This window comes from Streptomyces sp. NPDC088116, from assembly GCF_044741745.1.
In the GTDB taxonomy this organism is placed as follows: Bacteria; Actinomycetota; Actinomycetes; order Streptomycetales; family Streptomycetaceae; genus Streptomyces.
In genome coordinates, this window is the sequence record NZ_JBIUTF010000001.1 from 1110542 (window position 1) to 1129200 (window position 18659).

16 protein-coding genes are annotated in these 18659 nt (G+C 70.9%); 2 read left to right on the plus strand and 14 right to left on the minus strand.

From position 1 onward, the window contains the following. Positions 1-35 precede the first annotated feature (35 nt). The 10 genes from ACIOJD_RS04895 to ACIOJD_RS04940 all read right to left on the minus strand — a co-directional run bounded on the left by ACIOJD_RS04895 (position 36) and on the right by ACIOJD_RS04940 (position 12504). Positions 36-2012, minus strand: a complete 1977-nt coding sequence (locus ACIOJD_RS04895) for an ABC transporter permease subunit (RefSeq protein WP_401908317.1) — start codon at positions 2010-2012, stop codon at positions 36-38. Next, positions 2012-3196, minus strand: coding sequence for a glycine betaine/L-proline ABC transporter ATP-binding protein (locus ACIOJD_RS04900; RefSeq protein ID WP_401908319.1), 1185 nt, complete (start codon positions 3194-3196; stop codon positions 2012-2014). Before ACIOJD_RS04900 ends, ACIOJD_RS04895 begins: the two co-directional genes overlap by 1 nt. Before the next feature lie 126 nt (positions 3197-3322). Continuing rightward, complete coding sequence (locus tag ACIOJD_RS04905; RefSeq protein WP_401908321.1) at positions 3323-5005, minus strand: GMC family oxidoreductase; 1683 nt, start codon at positions 5003-5005, stop codon at positions 3323-3325. A gap of 111 nt (positions 5006-5116) precedes the next feature. Continuing rightward, positions 5117-6619 carry an aldehyde dehydrogenase family protein gene (locus ACIOJD_RS04910; protein ID WP_401908323.1) on the minus strand — a complete coding sequence of 501 codons (1503 nt, stop codon included), beginning with the start codon at positions 6617-6619 and terminating at the stop codon, positions 5117-5119. Between the two features lie 185 nt (positions 6620-6804). Continuing rightward, positions 6805-7356: a hypothetical protein gene (locus tag ACIOJD_RS04915; protein WP_401908324.1), complete on the minus strand. Its 552-nt coding sequence runs from the start codon at positions 7354-7356 to the stop codon at positions 6805-6807. Further along, positions 7356-7604 carry a helix-turn-helix transcriptional regulator gene (locus tag ACIOJD_RS04920; protein WP_401876868.1) on the minus strand — a complete coding sequence of 83 codons (249 nt, stop codon included), beginning with the start codon at positions 7602-7604 and terminating at the stop codon, positions 7356-7358. The genes ACIOJD_RS04915 and ACIOJD_RS04920 overlap by 1 nt, the downstream gene beginning before the upstream one ends. 219 nt (positions 7605-7823) lie before the next feature. After that, a complete protein-coding gene (locus ACIOJD_RS04925; RefSeq protein ID WP_401908326.1) occupies positions 7824-8813 on the minus strand; it encodes a malate dehydrogenase in 990 nt (329 codons plus the stop codon). A gap of 273 nt (positions 8814-9086) precedes the next feature. Next, complete coding sequence (locus ACIOJD_RS04930; RefSeq protein WP_401908328.1) at positions 9087-10343, minus strand: XRE family transcriptional regulator; 1257 nt, start codon at positions 10341-10343, stop codon at positions 9087-9089. Between the two features lie 461 nt (positions 10344-10804). Next, complete coding sequence (locus ACIOJD_RS04935) at positions 10805-11740, minus strand: helix-turn-helix domain-containing protein (RefSeq protein ID WP_401908330.1); 936 nt, start codon at positions 11738-11740, stop codon at positions 10805-10807. Next, complete coding sequence (locus ACIOJD_RS04940; protein WP_401908332.1) at positions 11737-12504, minus strand: helix-turn-helix domain-containing protein; 768 nt, start codon at positions 12502-12504, stop codon at positions 11737-11739. The genes ACIOJD_RS04935 and ACIOJD_RS04940 overlap by 4 nt, the downstream gene beginning before the upstream one ends. A 407-nt stretch (positions 12505-12911) precedes the next feature. On the opposite strand from ACIOJD_RS04940, the gene ACIOJD_RS04945 reads away from it, so the two are divergent. Next, positions 12912-13334 carry a hypothetical protein gene (locus ACIOJD_RS04945; RefSeq protein ID WP_401908333.1) on the plus strand — a complete coding sequence of 141 codons (423 nt, stop codon included), beginning with the start codon at positions 12912-12914 and terminating at the stop codon, positions 13332-13334. A 116-nt stretch (positions 13335-13450) separates the two neighbouring features. On the opposite strand, the gene ACIOJD_RS04950 is transcribed toward ACIOJD_RS04945, so the two are convergent. Then, positions 13451-14170 carry a DUF3017 domain-containing protein gene (locus ACIOJD_RS04950; RefSeq protein WP_401908335.1) on the minus strand — a complete coding sequence of 240 codons (720 nt, stop codon included), beginning with the start codon at positions 14168-14170 and terminating at the stop codon, positions 13451-13453. Between the two features lie 55 nt (positions 14171-14225). After that, entirely contained in the window at positions 14226-15089 is an 864-nt protein-coding gene (locus ACIOJD_RS04955; protein WP_401908336.1) for a bifunctional methylenetetrahydrofolate dehydrogenase/methenyltetrahydrofolate cyclohydrolase, read from the minus strand. Between the two features lie 261 nt (positions 15090-15350). On the opposite strand from ACIOJD_RS04955, the gene ACIOJD_RS04960 reads away from it, so the two are divergent. Next, entirely contained in the window at positions 15351-15992 is a 642-nt protein-coding gene (locus ACIOJD_RS04960) for a hypothetical protein (RefSeq protein WP_401908338.1), read from the plus strand. Positions 15993-16333: 341 nt separating this feature from the next. Here the strand turns inward: ACIOJD_RS04960 and purH are convergent, their stop codons facing one another. Both purH and purN read right to left on the minus strand, forming a co-directional pair. After that, on the minus strand, positions 16334-17920 hold the full coding sequence (purH, locus tag ACIOJD_RS04965; protein WP_401908340.1) for a bifunctional phosphoribosylaminoimidazolecarboxamide formyltransferase/IMP cyclohydrolase: 1587 nt from the start codon (positions 17918-17920) through the stop codon (positions 16334-16336). Next, positions 17917-18513 (minus strand): phosphoribosylglycinamide formyltransferase, encoded by a 597-nt coding sequence (purN, locus tag ACIOJD_RS04970; RefSeq protein ID WP_401908341.1) that lies wholly within the window; start codon positions 18511-18513, stop codon positions 17917-17919. The genes purH and purN overlap by 4 nt, the downstream gene beginning before the upstream one ends. Between the last annotated feature and the right edge of the window lie 146 nt (positions 18514-18659).

Genomic DNA, 18659 nt, shown 5'->3' on the forward strand with positions numbered 1-18659 from the left:
TACGGGAGCGAGCGCGCGTGTGCGTGCGGGCCATGTCAGGCCCCCTTCCTGTTCCCACGGCGTTCCGTGGGCTGGGTGACCCGGTCGAGCATCAGGCCGAGGCAGACGATGGCGGCACCCGCGACGAGGCCCGCCGCCAGGTCGCCCTGGGCCAGGCCGAAGACGACCTCGTACCCGAGCGCTCCGCCGCCGACCAGACCGCCGATGATGACGACGGCGAGGACCAGGACGACTCCCTGGTTGAGCGCGAGGCGCAACGCCGGGCCCGCGAGCGGCAGTTGGACCTGGCGCAGCTGCTGGCCGCTGGTCGCGCCGAGAGAGCGCGCGGACTCCATCGCGGACGGGTCGACGTCGCGCAGTCCCTGGGTGGTGATGCGTACGACGGCCGGCAGCGCGTACACGACGGCGGCGGCGACCGCCGGGGCGCGGCCGACGCCGAAGAGCGCGACGACGGGGATCAGGTAGACGAACTGCGGCAGGGTCTGGAAGACGTCCAGTACGGGCCGCAGCAGCGCCTCGATCCGGGCGTTGCGGGCGGCGGCGATGCCGGTCGCGAAGCCGATGACCAGGGTGACCGCGACGGCGGCCAGCACCTGGGACAGCGTGTCCAGGGACGGCTTCCACACGCCGAGGACACCGATCGCGGACATGGCGAGGACGGCGGTCAGGGCGGTCTGCCAGGTGCCGATCAGCAGCGCGAGGGCGGCGACGATCAGCAGGACGGACCACCAGGGCAGGGCCTGGAGCCCGCCGCGCATCGGATCGAGTATCCAGGTGGTGAAGTGCCCGGCCCAGTCGGCGGTGCCGCCGATGACGGGGACACCCGAGTAGAGGTGGGCGGTCATCCAGTCGACGGCGGTGTTGACGGGCTCGGCGATGTTGACGGTCCAGCTCTCGGGCCAGTCGAGCCGGCCCGCGAGGCGTCCGGCGACCGCGACGACGACGGCCGCGGCGAGGGCGATGGCCCAGCCGAGCCATCCCGTACGGAACCGGCTCGTGCCGGGAGCGTCCAGGCCGGATCCGGCGGCGGCCGTCACCCGGTCCAGGACCACGGCGAGCAGCACGATCGGCAGGCCGGCGGCGAGCGCCGCGCCCACGTCGACCGAGGCCAGCGCCTGGTACACGCGGTCACCGAGGCCGCCGGCGCCGATCACGGACGCGATCACGGCCATCGAGAGCGCCATCATGATCGTCTGGTTGAGGCCGAGGAGCAGTTGCTTGCGGGCGAGCGGCAGCCGCGCGCTCAGCAGCCGCTGCCGGGCGGTCGCGCCGAGCGAGGAGACGGCCTCCATCACACCGCCGTCGGCGTTGCGCAGGCCGAGCGCGGTGAGCCGGGCCATCGGCGGAGCCGCGTACACGACGGTCGCCAGGACCGCCGCGGGGACGCCGATGCCGAAGATCAGCACCACGGGCAGCAGGTAGGCGAAGGCGGGCAGTACCTGCATGGTGTCGAGGAGGGGCCGCAGCGCCCGGTAGAGCCGGTCCGAGAGTCCGGCGGCGAGGCCGAGTACGGCTCCCAGCGCGACGGACACGGTGACCGCCACCACCATCAGCGCGAGCGTCTGCATGGTCGGCACCCACATGCCGAGCAGGCCGCAGACGGCGAACGAGACGGCGGCGGTGAGAGCGAGCCGTACGCCCGCGACCCGCCAGGCGATCAGCCCGGCCGCCGCGGTGACCCCGGCCCAGCCGGCGCCGAGCAGCAGGAGGTACACCCCGCGTACGGACAGCACGACACCGTTGCTGATGTAGCCGAAGAAGTAGGTGAAGAGCGGGTGGCTGTCGCGGTTGTCGATGATCCAGTCGCTGGCGTGGCCGAGCGGCTCCGACAGGTCGACGGTCAGCGCGCCGGGCCAGGCGGTGCCGGACCAGCGGGTGAGGGCGAGCGGTACGAGGACGGCGGCGAACACGGCGAAGAGCAGCAGCTTGCCCAGCGCGCGGTTGCGCAGCAGGGCGGACAGGCCGTCGCGCGCGCCGGGTCCGGCGCCCGTGGTGGTCGTGGCGGTGGCCATCAGAGAACCGCCTCGCCGGCCTCCGCCTTCGTGACGGATGGCCCGTCAGCGACGCCGACCGGAACGGGTGGACCGGCGCTCGTCGTGCCCGCGACCACGTCCAGCAGGCATTCGCGGTCGACGACCCCGACCAGCCTGCCCCGGTCGACCACCCGCGCCGCCGGCTCGCCGGAGCGTGCGACCGCCTCGATCGCCTCGGCGACCGTCGCGCCCGGCGCGAGCGCCGGACCGCTGTCCGCGTCGCCCGGCTCCACCCGGCGCATGGCCGCGCGTACGGAGATGACCTGCTCGCGCGGTACGTCACGGACGAAGTCCCGTACGTACTCGTCGGCCGGACTGCCGACGATCTCCTCCGGCGTGCCCAGCTGCACGATGCGGCCGTCGCGCATCAGCGCGATCCGGTCGCCCAGGCGCAGCGCCTCGTTCAGGTCGTGGGTGATGAAGACCATCGTGCGGTGCTCCTCGCGGTGCAGCCGGATGACCTCTTCCTGCATGTCGCGGCGGATCAGCGGGTCGAGCGCGCTGAACGGCTCGTCGAACAGCAGCACCTGGGGGTCGACGGCCAGCGCGCGGGCCAGCCCGACCCGCTGCTGCTGGCCGCCGGAGAGCTGGCCGGGGCGGCGGTTCTCCAGGCCGTCGAGGCCCACCTTGCCGACGACCTCGGCGGCCCTCTCGCGGCGCTCGGCGCGGCCCATGCCCTGGATCTCCAGGCCGTACGCGACATTGTCGAGGACCGTGCGGTGCGGCAGCAGGCCGAAGTGCTGGAAGACCATGGCGGCGCGGTGGCGCCGCAGTTCACGCAGCCGGGACTTGTCCATCGAGACGACGTCCTCGCCGTCTATGGCGATCTCGCCGGCCGTCGGCTCGATGAGCCGGGTCAGGCAGCGGACGAGGGTGGACTTGCCGGAGCCCGACAGGCCCATGACGACGAAGACCTCGCCCTTGCGCACGTCGAAGGAGACGTCCCGTACGGCGGCGGTGCAGCCGGTGCGCTCGCGCAGCTCGGCCGGGGAGAGCGCGCCGAGTTCGGGGTCGCCGGGGACACGGTCCGCCTTGGGGCCGAAGACCTTCCACACGTTGCGTACGGAGAACACCGGCGGGCGCTCGGTCACCTCTGTTTCGGTACCCGGCGGTGTCAGGTCCCGGGCGTCCTGTCCTCCGGGCCCCGCTGTACCGGTCGCCACCGCTGCTCCCACCGTCCCCGCCGTGTCCGCTGTACCTGGTGTCCGTTGCGTTCCAGCCACGTCATCCACTCCCTTGAGACCGCTCATCGGTTCAGTCCCTGCTCCTCGGTGCCTGCCGCACCCGTCTTAGGCCGTCCCACTCGTCCCGGCCGCTCCAGCCGCCCCTGTTGTCTTGTCCACCCCTGTCGCCTTGTCCGCCCCTGTTGTCCTGTCCGCCCCTCGTGTCCCGCTCGCCCCGGTCAACAGCTCCGCGCACTTCTCGCCGACCATCAGGACGCCGATCATGGGATTCACGGCGGGCATCGTCGGGAAGACGGACGCGTCGGCGATACGGATGCCTTCCAGTCCCCGGATCTTCAAGTCCGGTGCGACGACGGCCTGTTCGTCGTCCACCGCGCCCATCCGGCAGGTGCCCGCCGGGTGGTAGACGGTGTGCGCGACCGACCGGGCGTACGCGCTCAGCTCCTCGTCCGAGGTGACCTCGGGCCCCGGGGCGACCTCGCGCTTCAACCAGTGGGCCAACGGCTCCGAGGCGGCGACCTGCCGCGCGATCTTGATGCCGTCGACGAGTGTCCGCCCGTCGTAGTCGTCCTCGTCGGTGAAGTAGCGGAAGTCCAGGGCCGGCTTCGTCTGCGGGTCCGCGCTCGTCAGATAGAGCCGGCCGCGGCTGCGCGGCTTGGGGATGTTCGGGGTCATCGAGACGCCGTGCTCGGGGCGCTCGTACCCCAGCCGCTCGGGGTTGTCGGTGAACGGGATCTGGTAGAAGTGGAACATCAGATCCGGACCCTCGATCTCCGGATCGCGTCGCACGAACAGACCCGCGTCGGAGTCCATCGCCGAGTTCTCCGGGATCGGCCCGTCCGTCTCCCAGACGATGACCGATTCCGGGTGGTCGAGCAGATTCTCCCCGACACCCGGCAGATCATGCGTGACCGGAATGCCGAGCGCCTCCAGATCGGCGCGCGGCCCGATCCCGGAGTGCATCAACAGCCTCGGAGTGTCCACCGCGCCCGCGCAGACGAGGACTTCGGTGCGCGCCGTGATGAGCCGCTCCGCGCCGTCCGCCGTCCGTACGCGCACACCCGTCGCGCGCGTACCGTCCAGCTCCAGCCTGAACGCCCAGGTCTCCAGCAGGAGATGGAGGTTCGGCCGGTCCAGGAAAGGGTGCAGGTAGGCGACCGACGCCGAGGAACGCTTGTTGTTCTCCGGGTGGTACGCGAGGTCGAAGAAGCCGGTGCCCTCGTGGAAGGGCTTCTTGTTGAAGCCCTCGACGCGCGGGACGCCCAGCGCCGCCTGCGCCGCGTCGACGAAGTCGCGGGCGATGGCGTTGCGGTCCAGCTCGTCCACCGGCACCACGTTGTTGCGCAGCCGGCCGAAGTACGGGTCCATGGAGGCGGCGTCCCAGCCCTCGGCCCCGGCCGCCGCCCACTCGTCCCAGTCGGACGGCAGCGGCTTGAAGGCGATGAGGGTGTTGTGCGAGGAGCAGCCGCCGAGCACCCGGGCCCTGCTGTGCCGGATGTGCGAGTTGCCGCGCGGCTGCACGGTCGTCGGGTAGTCGTAGTCCAGGTCGCCGCCCAGCAGTCCCATCCAGCGTCGCAGCGTCAGCACGTCCGGCCGGTCGACGTCGGAGGGTCCGCCCTCGATGACGGCGACGCTGATGTCCGGGTTCTCGGTGAGGCGGGAGGCGATCACCGATCCCGCGGTGCCGCCCCCGACGACGACGTAGTCGTACGCGATGGAGCCGTTCTCGGCGGAGCCGCTCTCGACATCGTCGTACTCGACATCGCCGTACTCGACCGTGGATGCCATGGGTTCTTCTGCTCCTCTGCTGGAGGGTGCCGCTGGAGGTGTGGTGCGGGGTGCGCTCAAGGGCGTGCGCGCCGACGCGGGTGGGAACGCGTCGGCGCGCACGGAGGTGGTTCAGCCCGAGAACCAGCGCACCGGGCGCGGTTCGAGGTTCTGGTAGATGTGCTTGGACTCGCGGTACTCGGCGAGCCCGGCCGGGCCCAGCTCACGGCCGATGCCGGACTTGCCGAAGCCGCCCCACTCCGCCTGCGGGAGGTAGGGGTGGAAGTCGTTGATCCACACAGTGCCGTGCCGCAGCCGCCCGGCCACGCGCCGCGCGCGCCCCGCGTCCGTGCTCCACACGCCGCCGGCCAGTCCGTACTCGGTGTCGTTGGCGAGGGCGACCGCCTCGTCCTCCGTACGGAAGGTCTCCACCGTCAGCACGGGACCGAAGACCTCTTCGCGTACGACACGCATCTCGCGGTGGCACCGGTCGAGGACGGTCGGCTCGTAGAAGTATCCGTCGGCGGGGCGGACCTCGGACGGCTCGGGGCGCTTGCCGCCGGAGCGCAGTACGGCTCCCTCCGCGAGGGCCGAGGCGACGTAGTCCTCGGTCTTCGCGAGCTGCTGGGCGGAGACGAGCGGGCCGCACTCGACGTTCTCCTCGGTACCGCGTCCGAGGCGGATCCGTGAGGCGCGCCGGGCGAGTTCGGCGACGAAGCGCTCGCGGAGGGACTCCTCGATGATCAGGCGCGAACCGGCGGAGCAGACCTGGCCGCTGTGGATGAAGGCGGCGTTGAGCGCCTGGTCCACGGCGGTGTCGAAGCCCTCCTCGGTGACGCAGGCGTCGGCGAAGACGACGTTCGGGTTCTTGCCGCCGAGTTCGAGGGCGACCTTCTTCACGCTGGGCGCGGCCGCCTGCATCACCTTCGTACCGCTGACGAGGCCACCGGTGAACGAGACGAGGTCCACGTCCGGGTGCTCGGACAGCCGGGCGCCGACCTGGGCGCCCGCGCCGGTCACCAGGTTGGCGACGCCGGGCGGCAGGCCCGCCTCGGCGAGCAGGTCGATCAGGTCGACCGTGGAGAGCGGGGTGACCTCGCTCGGCTTGATCACAAAGGTGTTGCCCGCGGCGAGGGCCGGGGCGATCTTCCAACTCGCTTGCAGGAGTGGGTAGTTCCAGGGCGTGATCATCGCGCAGACACCGACGGGTTCATGGACGACCACGCTGTGGACGGTGTCCGAACCGGCGTCGACGACCCGGCCGCCGCTCTCGTTCATCACCAGATCGGCGAAGTAGCGGAAGGCGTCGGCCACACAGTCGACGTCGACGCGCCCTTCCTCCAGGGTCTTGCCGGAGTCCTTGGACTCCAGCAGCGCTATTTTCTCGCGGTTACGGACCAGCAACTCGGCGGTCCGCCGCAGCAGGCCGGCCCGCTCCGCGACGGGAGTACGGGGCCAGGGCCCCTCGTCGAATGCCGTACGCGCGGCGGCGATCGCGGCATCGGCGTCCTCGGGCCCACCCTCGGACACGACGGCCAGAACCGTCGCGTCGGCGGGGTCAAGGATGTCCCGTGTGGCGCCGGAGGCGGCTTCGCGCCACTTTCCGTCCACATGAATCGTCTGTTGTGCCGACACGTCGCGTATTGCCTTCCATTCCCGGAACGTTCTCCACCAGCAATAACTGGCGATTCCGGCACCTGCCCCGGAGGGCGGAAAGCATGCGCGTCCGGTGTCCGAAAGTGCTGGGAGTCACGCGGGGCAGCCACGGATCACCGCAGCTCCCCCAGCCACTTCCCGGTCACTTCCGGGCCACCTCCCGGTCAGTCCTCGGCGGGCTCGTCCCGGACGACCAACCCGGCCACCCACAGCGGCATCAGCCAGTGCACGACAAGGACCGCGACCAGTACGGGTACGACCAGCGCCTCGCCCGGTACGTCCGTCGGTACGTCACCGAACCAGCCGGCCGTACCGGCCGCGATCGTGGCCGTCAGCAACAGGAACAGGGTCACCCGGTGGGCGCGCGCCAGTACGCGGTCGCGCTCCGCGAGCTGCCGTTCGTCCAGCACCCGCCCCCGCAACTCCAGCAGTCCGCGCGTCGCTGAGTTGATCACGCCGGTCGCGAAACACCACGGCAGGAGGAGGGCGAGGAGCGCGTAAAGGGCCCACTGCTGCTTGGCGAAACTCCCGGTCACACCGGCCGCCACGACGAGGGCGGTCAGTGCGATGTGCGTACAGACGACGACGCGCCTGCGCACGACCGTCGCGTGGAACGACCGCGCCTGCCCCCCGTTCATCAGCGTGTACATCCGCCGGTCGTACGTCGTCGGCTCGGGCGCCCGCCCTTGCGGCGCGTGCGTCTCTCGTGTGGTCATCACTGCTGCTTCCTCCCGTAGACCTCATCCGTGAGCGGGCTGAAGGGTTCGAGGGAGAACAACGCCTCCACGGGGAGACCGAAGAACTCCGCGATCCTCAGCGCGAGGTCGAGGCTGGGGTTGTACTGCCCCCGCTCGATGTAACCGACCGTCTGATAGTGGGCCCCCACCGCCTCGGCCAACTGCTGCCGGGACACCTTGCGCTCGGCCCTGACAACCGCCAGCCTGTTGTGCACCTGCTCGCTCATGTATAAGAAGTACTACATTTGAGCGAAGGAGCGCAACACTGCGGCGACCTCTGCGGGCATCCGACGATCACTGCGGATGACGATCCCTGCGGACACCCGCGGACATCTCTGGACATCTCTGGACATACGAAAGCCCCGGCCCGCCGGATGTTTCACGGCGGGCCGGGGCTGAGCTCGGGGTGTGGGCCCGAGGACTGATTGTCGCGCGAAGGACCCGCGTCAGATCAGGCCGAGTCCACGCACCGCGTCGCGCTCCTCGGTCAGCTCCCGCACCGAGGCGTCGATCCGGGTCCGCGAGAACTCGTTGATGTCCAGGCCCTGGACGATCTCGTACGTGCCGTTCTCGGTGGTGACCGGGAAGGAGGAGATCAGGCCCTGAGGCACACCGTAGGAACCGTCCGACGGGATACCCATCGAGGTCCAGTCGCCCTCGGCGGTGCCGTTGACCCATGTGTGCACGTGGTCGATGGCGGCGTTGGCGGCGGAGGCGGCCGACGAGGCGCCACGGGCCTCGATGATGGCCGCGCCGCGCTTGGCGACGGTCGGGATGAAGGTGTCGGCCAGCCAGGCCTCGTCGTTGACCGTCTCCGCGGCGTTCTTGCCGGCGATCTCCGCGTGGAAGATGTCCGGGTACTGGGTGGCGGAGTGGTTGCCCCAGATCGTCAGACGCTTGATGTCGGAGACCGCGGCACCGGTCTTCGCGGCGAGCTGCGAGATCGCGCGGTTGTGGTCGAGGCGGGTCATCGCGGTGAAGCGCTCGGCCGGTACGTCGGGGGCCGCGGCCTGGGCGATCAGCGCGTTGGTGTTGGCCGGGTTGCCGACGACGAGGACCTTGATGTCGTCCGCGGCGTTGTCGTTGATGGCCTTGCCCTGCGGCTTGAAGATGCCGCCGTTGGCGGAGAGCAGGTCGCCGCGCTCCATGCCCTTCGTACGGGGGCGGGCGCCGACGAGCAGGGCTACGTTCGCGCCGTCGAAGGCGACGTTCGGGTCGTCCGTGATCTCGATGCCGCTGAGCAGCGGGAAGGCGCAGTCGTCGAGCTCCATCGCGGTGCCCTCGGCGGCCTTGAGGCCCTGCGGGATCTCGAGGAGACGCAGCTTGACCGGCACGTCCGAGCCGAGCAGATGACCGGAGGCGATGCGGAAGAGCAGCGCGTAGCCGATCTGGCCGGCCGCGCCGGTGACGGTGACATTCACGGGAGTGCGGGTCATGGCGATCTCCGTAAGACAGCTGGCGGTGGGGGTCCCTGCCCCTGGTGCGGGACATCTCCCCATCGCTTGATCCGGTCGCCGGTCCGGCTGCTGATCCGGATGGCGGATCGCGGTCCGGAACCCGATCTGAATCTTGACGTGAAGAGATGTTCAGCGGTCAGGCTATCCGACCTGGGGCACCCCGAACCCCCGCCCCCTTGTGGCACGGCTCACGGCGGTGCGTCAGCGGTGCGTCGACAGGGGTGTGTCGACAGGGGCGGGGCGCCGTGGGCGTCAAGGCGTCGTCGTACAGCCCGTCGTGCCGGTCGCGAGCGTCGCGCACGCCTTGGCGTCGGCCGCGGTCGGTACGGCGGCCATCGGCGTGTACGCGTCCTTCTTGCTCCCGTCGACCGAACCGCTCTGGGCCTTTCCCCCGTTCGAGGTGATCCGGACCTCGTCGCCGAGGGCCGCCTGGGTGATCCGGGCCCAGGCCGCTCCGCATGTCTTGCTGTAGCGGACCTCGACCAGGGACGTACCGATCGTGGCGCTGGAGACGGTCGTGGCGTACTGACCGCCGCAGCCCATATTCTCCGGATCCTGTCCCGTGCAGTCGTCGCCCGCGCACTTCACACCCGCGGGCAGCGCCGGGGCCTTGCTGGACGGCGCGGACGACGGGGATTTGGCGACGGCCCCGCCGTCACTGTCACCGCCGATGTCGGTCAGCAACACGGCCGCCACTATCACCAGCAGCGCGCCGACGACACCCGCCACGAAAGTCACGGCCTTGCGGCGACCGCGCATCTTGTCGGGGGAAGCTGCGGGCGGACGGCCCGGCGTGTGCTGCCCCTGTTGCCCCCGCTGCCCTTGATGTGGATGCTGCGGGTGCTGCGGAGTTGGCGCATACGAGGCCGCGAAATCGCTCTGTAGTGACATGGAAGGCCACTGGGCGCCTCCCGACGAGGCTCCGGCGCCCGCACTGGAACCGGCACCGGCACCGGCACCGGCACCGGATGAGCCGCTCGGACCACCCTCACCAGCACCAACCCGACCGGTCGCACCAGTCGTACCGGCCGTACCTGCCGTACCGCCCTTGCCACTTGGACCGCCCTTGCCACCCGCACCGGCTGAACCACTCGAACCACCGGAGCCACCGGAGCCACCAGGCCCACCAGGGCTGTCCAGGCCACCGAAATCGACGAGCGCCGTCTGGCCCGTCTCCGCGAGTGCCGCCCGTGCCTGGGAGATCCGTATCGCTTCCATCGTCATGTCGTGGCGCATCTCGGACCGGCCCCAGGCGCGCTCCGCGAGCTCCCACATCGTGGTGAGATGCACCGGCGGTGTGCCGGTCACGTCGGCCAGCGCGACGACCGCGCCCTTGGGCGCGAGCAGCCGCCCGTTGAGATAGCGCTCCCACGATGTCTTGCTGTAACCGGTTCTGTCCGCCACCGCCGCGATACTGAGCCCGCTGCGGTTCACGAGCCTGCGCAACTGGCTCGTGAACTCAACTATCTCCGGGTCGAGTTCGTCCGGTAGCGCCTTCCAACGAGGCATTCGCCTCCCCCTTGTCCCCCCGCACGTGCCTGATGTGCCCCGCGCTGTCGTCGGACTGCCGCTCCCTGCCTCCCCGGCAGTCCGACGGCCCGTTACTCACGTACTCACACCCCCGCGCGCGTCGCCGCGCCGATCCCCCACTCCAGTCTCGCATTCGTTGCCCAGTGATCACACCATGGTGGAATGGTCACTTCCGTGCCACAGGAACGGGACAAGTCTTGATCGGCGGTGGCGCCTGGCGTGACGCTGATCTCACCGCCGGATACGGACGGCGCCCGTCCTGCCTCGGGGGAGGGGATGGGCGCCGTCTCTCCGTCAACAGCGTCGGCCACGGCGGCGGGACGGCCGGACGAGGCTCTGGCGCCCCGCGCAGAGGGGCCTCTTGTACGGGGGCCTCTTGTACGGGGGTCTCTTGTACGGGGGTCTCTTGTACGGGGGTCTCTTCCTGAGAGAGGTCCGGCTCACGAGGTGGGGCCCCCTCCGAAACACTCCTGGCCCGCGTCCCCTCCCGACCGCAGACACACCCGCGCCTCGGCCGGATCGACGGCCCTCGCCATCGGGGTCGAGAGATAGCGCCCGACGTTCCGCCGGGCGACCGGCTCGATCTCCTGCACCCGTCCGCCGGACACGGTCAGCGCGACCCGGTCCCCCAGCCGCAGCCCGGTCGCCCGTACCCACACGGCGCCGCACGCCTCCGAGTACCGCAGCTCCAGCCGCTGCCCGCCCGTGGTGGTGAACGAGCCGAGGTTGGTCACCATCCCCGGGCCGCCACAGCCCATGGTCGTCGGACGGTGCCCCTCGCACGTCGAGCCCGCGCAACCGGGCACCGCCGGCGTCGCGGTGAGCCAGCTCGCGTCCGCCGCGCCGCGCCGTTCCTCGCCCCGCCCCCCGCCCCGTGTGAGCGAGACCACGAACAGCGCCGACACAGCGGCCACGGCGACCGCCACGACGGCGATCACCGGAGCGCGCCGACGCTTCCGGGACGACTCTCCCGGCGTCGCCGACACGGCCACGCCCGGCAGTACGGCACCGACACCAGCACCAGCATCGGCATCGGCATCGGCATCGGCATCGGCATCAGCATCGGCCGACAGGCTCCCCCGCCCGCCACCGGTCGCATCTCCGACCGCGCCACCCGCCCGGCCGCTCCAGGCCGCGTCGGCCAGCTCCCAGAGCGCGAGCAGCCGCCCGGGAGGCTCCTTCGCCAGCGCGCAGAGCGCCTCGACCGCCTGCCGCGGCAGGGGTTTCGTCCCGTTGAGATAGCGCTGCCAGGACGACTTGCTGTACGGCGTACGGTCGCCGAGCGCGGCCAGGCTCAGCCCCGTACGCTCCCGTAACTCACTCAACTCGGCCGCGAGCCGCTCGCATTCGGGGGCCTTCGGCCGCGCGTCGCTCACCGCCGTAACTCCGCCCAGGTGTCCGGACCGACGATGCCGTCGCCGACGAGTTCGCGCGCGATCTGGAACTCCCGTACGGCGGACTTCGCCGTCGTGCCGTACAACCCGTCGATCTCCCCCGGGTCGAAGCCGTGCCGCTTCAGCAGGCACTGCGCCTCGACGACATCACGGCCACTGCCGTTGATGTCGATCAACTCCTCGGTGGTGACGCTGTGTCCGGCATAGGCCGCGCCGTCCTTGCGGCCGTACTCGCAGTCGTACGTACGGCCGGGGCCATAGGTCCGCGCCGACGGAGCCTCCGTATCCCCGCCTCCGGGGCGAGGGAGCAGCAGGCCCGCGACAAACGCCACGGCCACGGCGGCGGTCGCCCCGGCGAGCGCGTATCGCGCCGGAACCAGGCGACGGGAGGACGGGTGGGCGCCGGATGCCGGTGGCGCCCCGGGCCGGGCCGACGCCGAAAGAGCGGGCGCGGCCGCGGACTTGGGCTCGGGCGCTGGTGACGTCTCCGCGCCGGCCATCCCCGACTCCCCGGCCGCCTCCGAGTCCGTCGGCGCCGACTCCCGTGCCTGCGCGGCCATTTCGTGCAGGACGAGCAGCTTCGTCGGCTCCGTCCCGCACACCTGCGCCAGTTCCTCCACGGCCGCCCGTGACACCGGCTGTTTGCCATTGAGATAACGCTCCCAGGAGGAGCGGCTGTAACCGGTCTTCGCCGCCAACGCGGCCAGGCTCAGGCCTGAACGGTCCTTCAACCGTCTGAGCAGCACGATGAGTTGGCGTTCCCTTTCCGGCAGCTCTGACGGAAGCTCTTACCAACGCGGCATGTCCACCTCATGCGTAATCGGGCCTGCTCATGCGTAATCGGGCCTGTCCGAGGCTCACGCCCCCTTTTCTCCCCGGGACGGCGGCCGCTCAACGCCGGGTTGCGGGTCACGCCGCGGTGCCGCCTCCTTCCGGACAGGCCGCCACGCCGCGATGACCGTCCCACGGCGTCCCGGAACGTCCCATGAGATACGCCGTTCCTCCAGGTCAGCGCCTCGTTCATCCCACGATCGTCCACTTAGGCGGCTTGGTCTGGCGGCGGCGCGATGTGACGCGGAACAGTCTGTGGAGCACACCGGGCGGCGCGGTCCACCCCGCGCCGCCCTCCACCACACGGGGAGGAACCCAACTCATGAACACCCGCAAGCGCATCGCTCTCGCGTCGGCCGGACTGGCGCTCGGCGCCGGCCTGGCCACAGCTCCCGGCGCGGTCGCCTCGCAGAAGAGCGAGGTGACCCGGCCGGCCGCCGTCCAGCAGACCGCGTGGTCCGTCGACGAGCGGAAGGCTTCGTGTGCGTACCCGAGCGTCTGCTTCATCAAGGGCGGCAAAACGGTGGCCGCGTACAAGGACATGGGCTACCAGAAGCTCAGTGCGAAGGCGAAGTCGGCCACCTCGATCCACAACAGCCGCAAGGACGACGGGGCCCGCATCTACGGCGTCAAGTCGAACGGCACGAAGGCGTGGAGCTGCGTGAAGCCGAAGACGACCCACACGGTGAACGCGGGCTGGAAGATCTACGCGATCGACATCCGCAACAGCCCGTCCTGCAAGTGATCGCGGCACCGCCCGGCAGGGGCGTCACCGCACGATGAACGGCAGTGGCCCGTCCTCCACGGGGGGAGAGGACGGGCCACCGTCAGTCCCGGCCGGCCGGGACTCCGCGAGACGCTCTACGGGACGGTCGAGTGGACCACGTCCTCCAGGAACGGAATCTCCAGCCAGGGATCGGGCTGGGTCATCAGCGACAGCAGTACGATCACGACTCCCAGCACGCCGTACGTGAGCATGTCCGTGAAGCGCGACCGTACGGCCAGCATGCCCACGGAGGGCAGCACGCGCCGCAGGACCGCACCGCCGATGAGGGCCACACCGATCAGGATCGTGCCGATCCGGAACGCCTCGGCGAAGGGGTGCATGCCGACGACCAACAGCCCGAGGGCGGTCGTCCCGAGCACACTGAGCAGCGGCCACTGGCGAGCCGGCGCGGAGGCCTCCCCCGGCGCGGCACGCCCGCCGCCCTCGGGCCGCGCGGTGTCCTGCGTGATCGAGAACCGCCTGTCCGGCTCGTGCGTACCCGTCGGAGGCGCATCGTGGTCCGCGTGGTCCGGCGCGGAGTCGGGGACGGAGGCCGCGTCGCTGTCGCTGTCGCCGTCTCCATCGACATCGACGTTCGCATTCGTCGCGTTCGCATTCGCCGCGTTCGCGTTCGCATTCGCATCGACAGCGGCCGGTTCCGGAGCCGTCGGCTCCGACTCCGTCGGCTCGGGGGCGCCGACCGTCACGGCCGGGCTTCCCGCGACCGGGCTCCCCGCCGCGGCGCCCTGCGGGGCAGCCGCCCGCTCCGCGCGCCGCGACCGGGCCGCGTCGTCCGCGCTCGTACCAGCACCCACGGGTGCCCCTTTCCGCATTACGTCGGCAGTTCGGCTGTACGGTTCGGCCGTCGGTTCAGCCCGCGTCGGCGACGGCGCGTTCGGCCGCCTCCACCACGTTGACCAGCAGCTGGGCGCGGGTCATCGGGCCGACGCCGCCCGGGTTCGGGGAGATCCAGCCTGCCACCTCGGCCACGCCCGGGTGGACATCGCCGACGATCTTGCCGTTCTCGTCACGGCTGACGCCGACGTCCAGGACCGCCGCGCCCGGCTTCACGTCCTCGGGCTTGATGATGTGCGGCACGCCCGCCGCGGCCACAATGATGTCCGCCTGCTTGAGCTGGGCCGACAGGTCGCGGGTCCCCGTGTGACACTGCGTGACCGTGGCGTTCTCGGACTTACGCGTCAGCAGCAGCGGGATCGACCGGCCGACGGTGATACCGCGGCCCACGACCACCACATGCGCGCCCTTGATCTCGACACCGTGGTGGCGGAGCAGCTGGATGATCCCGTACGGGGTGCAGGGCAGCGGACCCGTCTCGTTCAGCACGAGCCGGCCGAGGCTCATCGGGTGCAGCCCGTCGGCGTCCTTCGCCGGGTCCATCAACTCCAGCACGCGGTTGGTGTCGATGCCCTTGGGCAGCGGGAGCTGCACGATGTAGCCGGTGCACTCGGGGTTGGCGTTCAGCTCGCCGACCACCGACTCGATCTCCTCCTGGGAGGCGGTGTCGGGCAGTTCTCGCTGGATCGAGGCGATGCCGACCTCCGCGCAGTCGCGGTGCTTGCCGTTCACGTACCAACGGCTGCCCGGGTCGTCGCCGACCAGCAGGGTGCCGAGGCCGGGCGTGATGCCCCGCTCCTTGAGGGCCGCCACACGGACGGACAGATCGGACTTGATCGTGGCTGCGGTGGCCTTGCCATCGAGAATCTGGGCGCTCATGGCCCCATCCTCGCGGATGACCCCTCCCCTGTTCCAATTCGCGGCTACCGAGGGTTCACCCGCGCGCTCACGCGCCCCGGGCGAACGAGTCCGGCAGAGGTTGCACTTGCACAACACCTGCGGAAAGCGACTGGACAAAAATAAGACGTTGATAACACGATGACCGCGCAGTGCGCGGCCGGCGTCGGGGGGCAGACCGCTCAGTTGAGTTCCTCCACGCGGGACGTGTCATTCCCGCACCATCAACGGAGGAACCCCGCCATGAGCTTCGGCGACCCGAACAACCCGTACGGACAGCAGGGCCAGCCAGGCCAGCAACCCGGTTACGGGCAGCCGCAGGGCCAGCCCGGATACGGTCAGCCGCCGCAGGGTCAGCCGGGCTACGGCTACCCCGGCCAGCCCCAGGGGCAGCCCGGCTACGGCTACCCGCAGGCCCCGCCGGTCCAGCAGCCGTACGGCGGCTACCCGGGCGGCCCCGGCGGTCAGATGGAGATGCCGGGCGGGATCAAAGCGGCCCGGGTGATGCTCTGGGTCATGGCCGCCTTCCAGGTCATCGGCGGGATCGCCGTGTTCGCCATGATGGGGTCCGTCGACGACGCGCTCGCCGACGCCGGTGCCTCCAGCTCCGACACGGCGGCCTTCAACGACCTCGGCCAGGGCATCCTCGGCTTCATGGGTGTGCTGATGCTGATCTTCGCAGCGCTCTCGGTCACGCTGGCCCTGAAGATGAAGTCCGGCGGCAACGCCACACGCGTCTGCACGATCGTCTACGGCGCGTTCGCCACCCTCGGCGGTGTGGTCTCGCTGCCGACCGGCATCGTCACCCTGGCACTCGGCATCCTGCTCATCGTGTTCGTCGCGAAGTCGGAAGGTGCCGCCTGGTTCCAGCGCCCGCGCTACTGAACCGCTCGCGCCACTGGACCGCTCGCGCCACTGGACCGCCCGCGCCACTGGACCGCCCGCGCCACTGGACCACTCGCGCCACTGAGCTGACGCCGCCTGCCGAACCGACGCCGCCCGCTCTGCTCGCACTGCGCCGGCGCACCCCTCCGTACCTCTCCGTACCCCTTCGTACGGACACGGCGTCGGCCCGCTTCGTACCGATGTCATCGGACGCGGGCCCGTCCGGTTGAACGGCTGCGCCCTCCTCGGATCGGTCGAGGAGGGCGCAGCCGTTCACAAGCCGGGCAACCGCGTGAGCCGGGGTGGCGCACGCCCTCAGTGGGCTCCCTCAGCGGGCTCCCTCAGTGGAAGAAGTGGCGCGTGCCCGTGAAGTACATCGTCGCGCCGGCCTTCTTCGCCGCCTCGACGACCTGCTCGTCACGGACGGACCCGCCGGGCTGCACCACTGCCTTGACGCCCGCCGCCAGGAGGATCTCCAGACCGTCCGGGAACGGGAAGAACGCGTCGGAAGCGGCGTACGCGCCCCGCGCACGCTCCTCGCCCGCGCGCTCCACCGCCAGCTTCGCGGAGTCGACGCGGTTGACCTGGCCCATGCCGACGCCCACCGAAGCGCCGCCCTTGGCGAGCAGGATCGCGTTGGACTTGACCGCGCGGCTCGCGCGCCAGGCGAAGGCCAGCTCGGCCAGTTCGGCCTCGGACAGCGCCTCGCCGGTCGCCAGGGTCCAGTTCGCCGGGTCGTCGCCGTCGGCCTGGAGCCGGTCGGTGACCTGGAGCAGCGCGCCGCCGTCGATGGGCTTCACCTCGACCGGCGCGGCCGGGGCGTCGGGACAGCGCAGCACGCGGATGTTCTTCTTGCGGGCCAGTACCTCGACCGCGCCGTCCTCGTAGCCGGGCGCGACGATGACCTCGGTGAAGATCTCGGCGACCTGCTCGGCCATCGCGACGGACACCGGACGGTTGACGGCGATGACCCCGCCGAACGCGGAGAGCGGGTCGCAGTCGTGCGCCTTGCGGTGCGCCTCGGCGACATCGCCGCCGATGGCGATCCCGCACGGGTTGGCGTGCTTGATGATCGCGACGCAGGGCTCGGCGTGGTCGTACGCGGCACGGCGCGCGGCGTCCGTGTCCGTGTAGTTGTTGTACGACATCTCCTTGCCGTGCAGCTGCTCGGCCTCGGCCAGCCCGCCCTCGGCGCTGGTGTAGAGGGCGGCGGGCTGGTGCGGGTTCTCGCCGTAGCGGAGCACGTTCTTGCGGGCGTACGTGGCGCCCAGGAACTCCGGAAGGCCCGCCGGGGCGGAGCCGCTGTCGGACGCCGTGTCCGCGACGGCGTAGCCGTCGGCGAACCAGGACGCCACGGCCACGTCGTACGCGGCGGTGTGCCGGAACGCCTCGCCCGCCAGCCGCTTACGGGTCGCCAGGTCGAACCCGCCGTCCCGGACGGCCCCGAGGACGTCCGCGTACCGGCCGGGGCTGGTGACGACCGCGACCGAGGGGTGGTTCTTGGCGGCGGCACGGACCATCGAGGGCCCGCCGATGTCGATCTGCTCGACGCACTCGTCGGGGGTGGCGCCGGAGGCGACCGTCTCGCGGAACGGGTAGAGGTTCACGACGACCAGGTCGAACGGCTCGATGTCCAGCTCGGCCAGCTGCTCGCGGTGCGAGTCGAGCCGGAGGTCGGCGAGGATCCCGGCGTGGACGCGCGGGTGCAGCGTCTTGACCCGGCCGTCCAGGCACTCGGGGAAGCCGGTCAGCTCCTCGACCTTGGTGACGGGCACCCCGGCGGCGGCGATCCTCGAGGCGGTGGAGCCGGTCGAGACGAGGGTGACGCCCGCCTCGTGCAGCCCCTGGGCCAGCTCTTCGAGGCCCGTCTTGTCGTAGACACTGACAAGAGCCCTGCGGATGGGCCGCTTCGTACCTTCGGCGCTCACTGGATCGTTACCTTTCGTCCCTCAATGCGGTAGCCGTGCCGGGCCAGACGCCCCACGACATCGACGAGCAGGCGTCGCTCGACTTCCTTGATGCGCTCATGGAGAGCGTCTTCATCGTCCTCGTCCCGTACCTCGACCACGCCCTGCGCGATGATCGGGCCGGTGTCGACACCGTCGTCGACGAAGTGGACTGTGCAGCCGGTGACCTTCGCGCCGTACGCGAGTGCTTCGCGTACGCCATGGGCACCGGGAAAGCTGGGGAGCAGGGCGGGGTGCGTGTTGACGACCCGCCCGCCGAAGCGCGCGAGGAACTCCTTCCCCACGATCTTCATGAAGCCGGCCGAGACCACCAGGTCCGGTTCGTACGCCGCGGTCGCCTCGGCGAGCGCCACGTCCCAGGCGTCGCGGGTCCCGTAGTCCTTCACACGTCGCACGAAGGTCGGCAGCCCGGCGCGCTCGGCGCGCTCCAGACCCGCGATGCCGGAGCGGTCCGCGCCGACGGCGACGATCCGGGCCCCGAAGGCCGTGGCGTCGTCGCCGATGGCGTCGAGCAGGGCCTGGAGATTCGTACCGGACCCGGAGACCAGGACCACGAGCCGGGCCGGACGGGCCGGGCGGTACTGGTCTCCTGAGTTCGCCGGATCCGCGGAGTGTGCGGTGCTCGCGGAGTCTGCGGTGCCTGTGGAGTCTGCGGTGCCTGTGGAGTCTGCGGTGCCTGTGGAGTCTGCGGAGGGGGCAG

Bases quoted from the DNA above. Each gene is read 5' to 3' on its own strand.
- ACIOJD_RS04955 (WP_401908336.1), bottom strand. From the start codon at position 15,089: ATGAGCGCCCAGATTCTCGATGGCAAGGCCACCGCAGCCACGATCAAG.
- ACIOJD_RS04960 (WP_401908338.1), top strand. From the start codon at position 15,351: ATGAGCTTCGGCGACCCGAACAACCCGTACGGACAGCAGGGCCAGCCA.
- ACIOJD_RS04930 (WP_401908328.1), bottom strand. From the start codon at position 10,343: ATGCCTCGTTGGAAGGCGCTACCGGACGAACTCGACCCGGAGATAGTT.
- ACIOJD_RS04905 (WP_401908321.1), bottom strand. From the start codon at position 5,005: ATGGCATCCACGGTCGAGTACGGCGATGTCGAGTACGACGATGTCGAG.
- ACIOJD_RS04920 (WP_401876868.1), bottom strand. From the start codon at position 7,604: ATGAGCGAGCAGGTGCACAACAGGCTGGCGGTTGTCAGGGCCGAGCGC.
- ACIOJD_RS04915 (WP_401908324.1), bottom strand. From the start codon at position 7,356: ATGACCACACGAGAGACGCACGCGCCGCAAGGGCGGGCGCCCGAGCCG.
- ACIOJD_RS04945 (WP_401908333.1), top strand. From the start codon at position 12,912: ATGAACACCCGCAAGCGCATCGCTCTCGCGTCGGCCGGACTGGCGCTC.
- ACIOJD_RS04895 (WP_401908317.1), bottom strand. From the start codon at position 2,012: ATGGCCACCGCCACGACCACCACGGGCGCCGGACCCGGCGCGCGCGAC.
- ACIOJD_RS04925 (WP_401908326.1), bottom strand. From the start codon at position 8,813: ATGACCCGCACTCCCGTGAATGTCACCGTCACCGGCGCGGCCGGCCAG.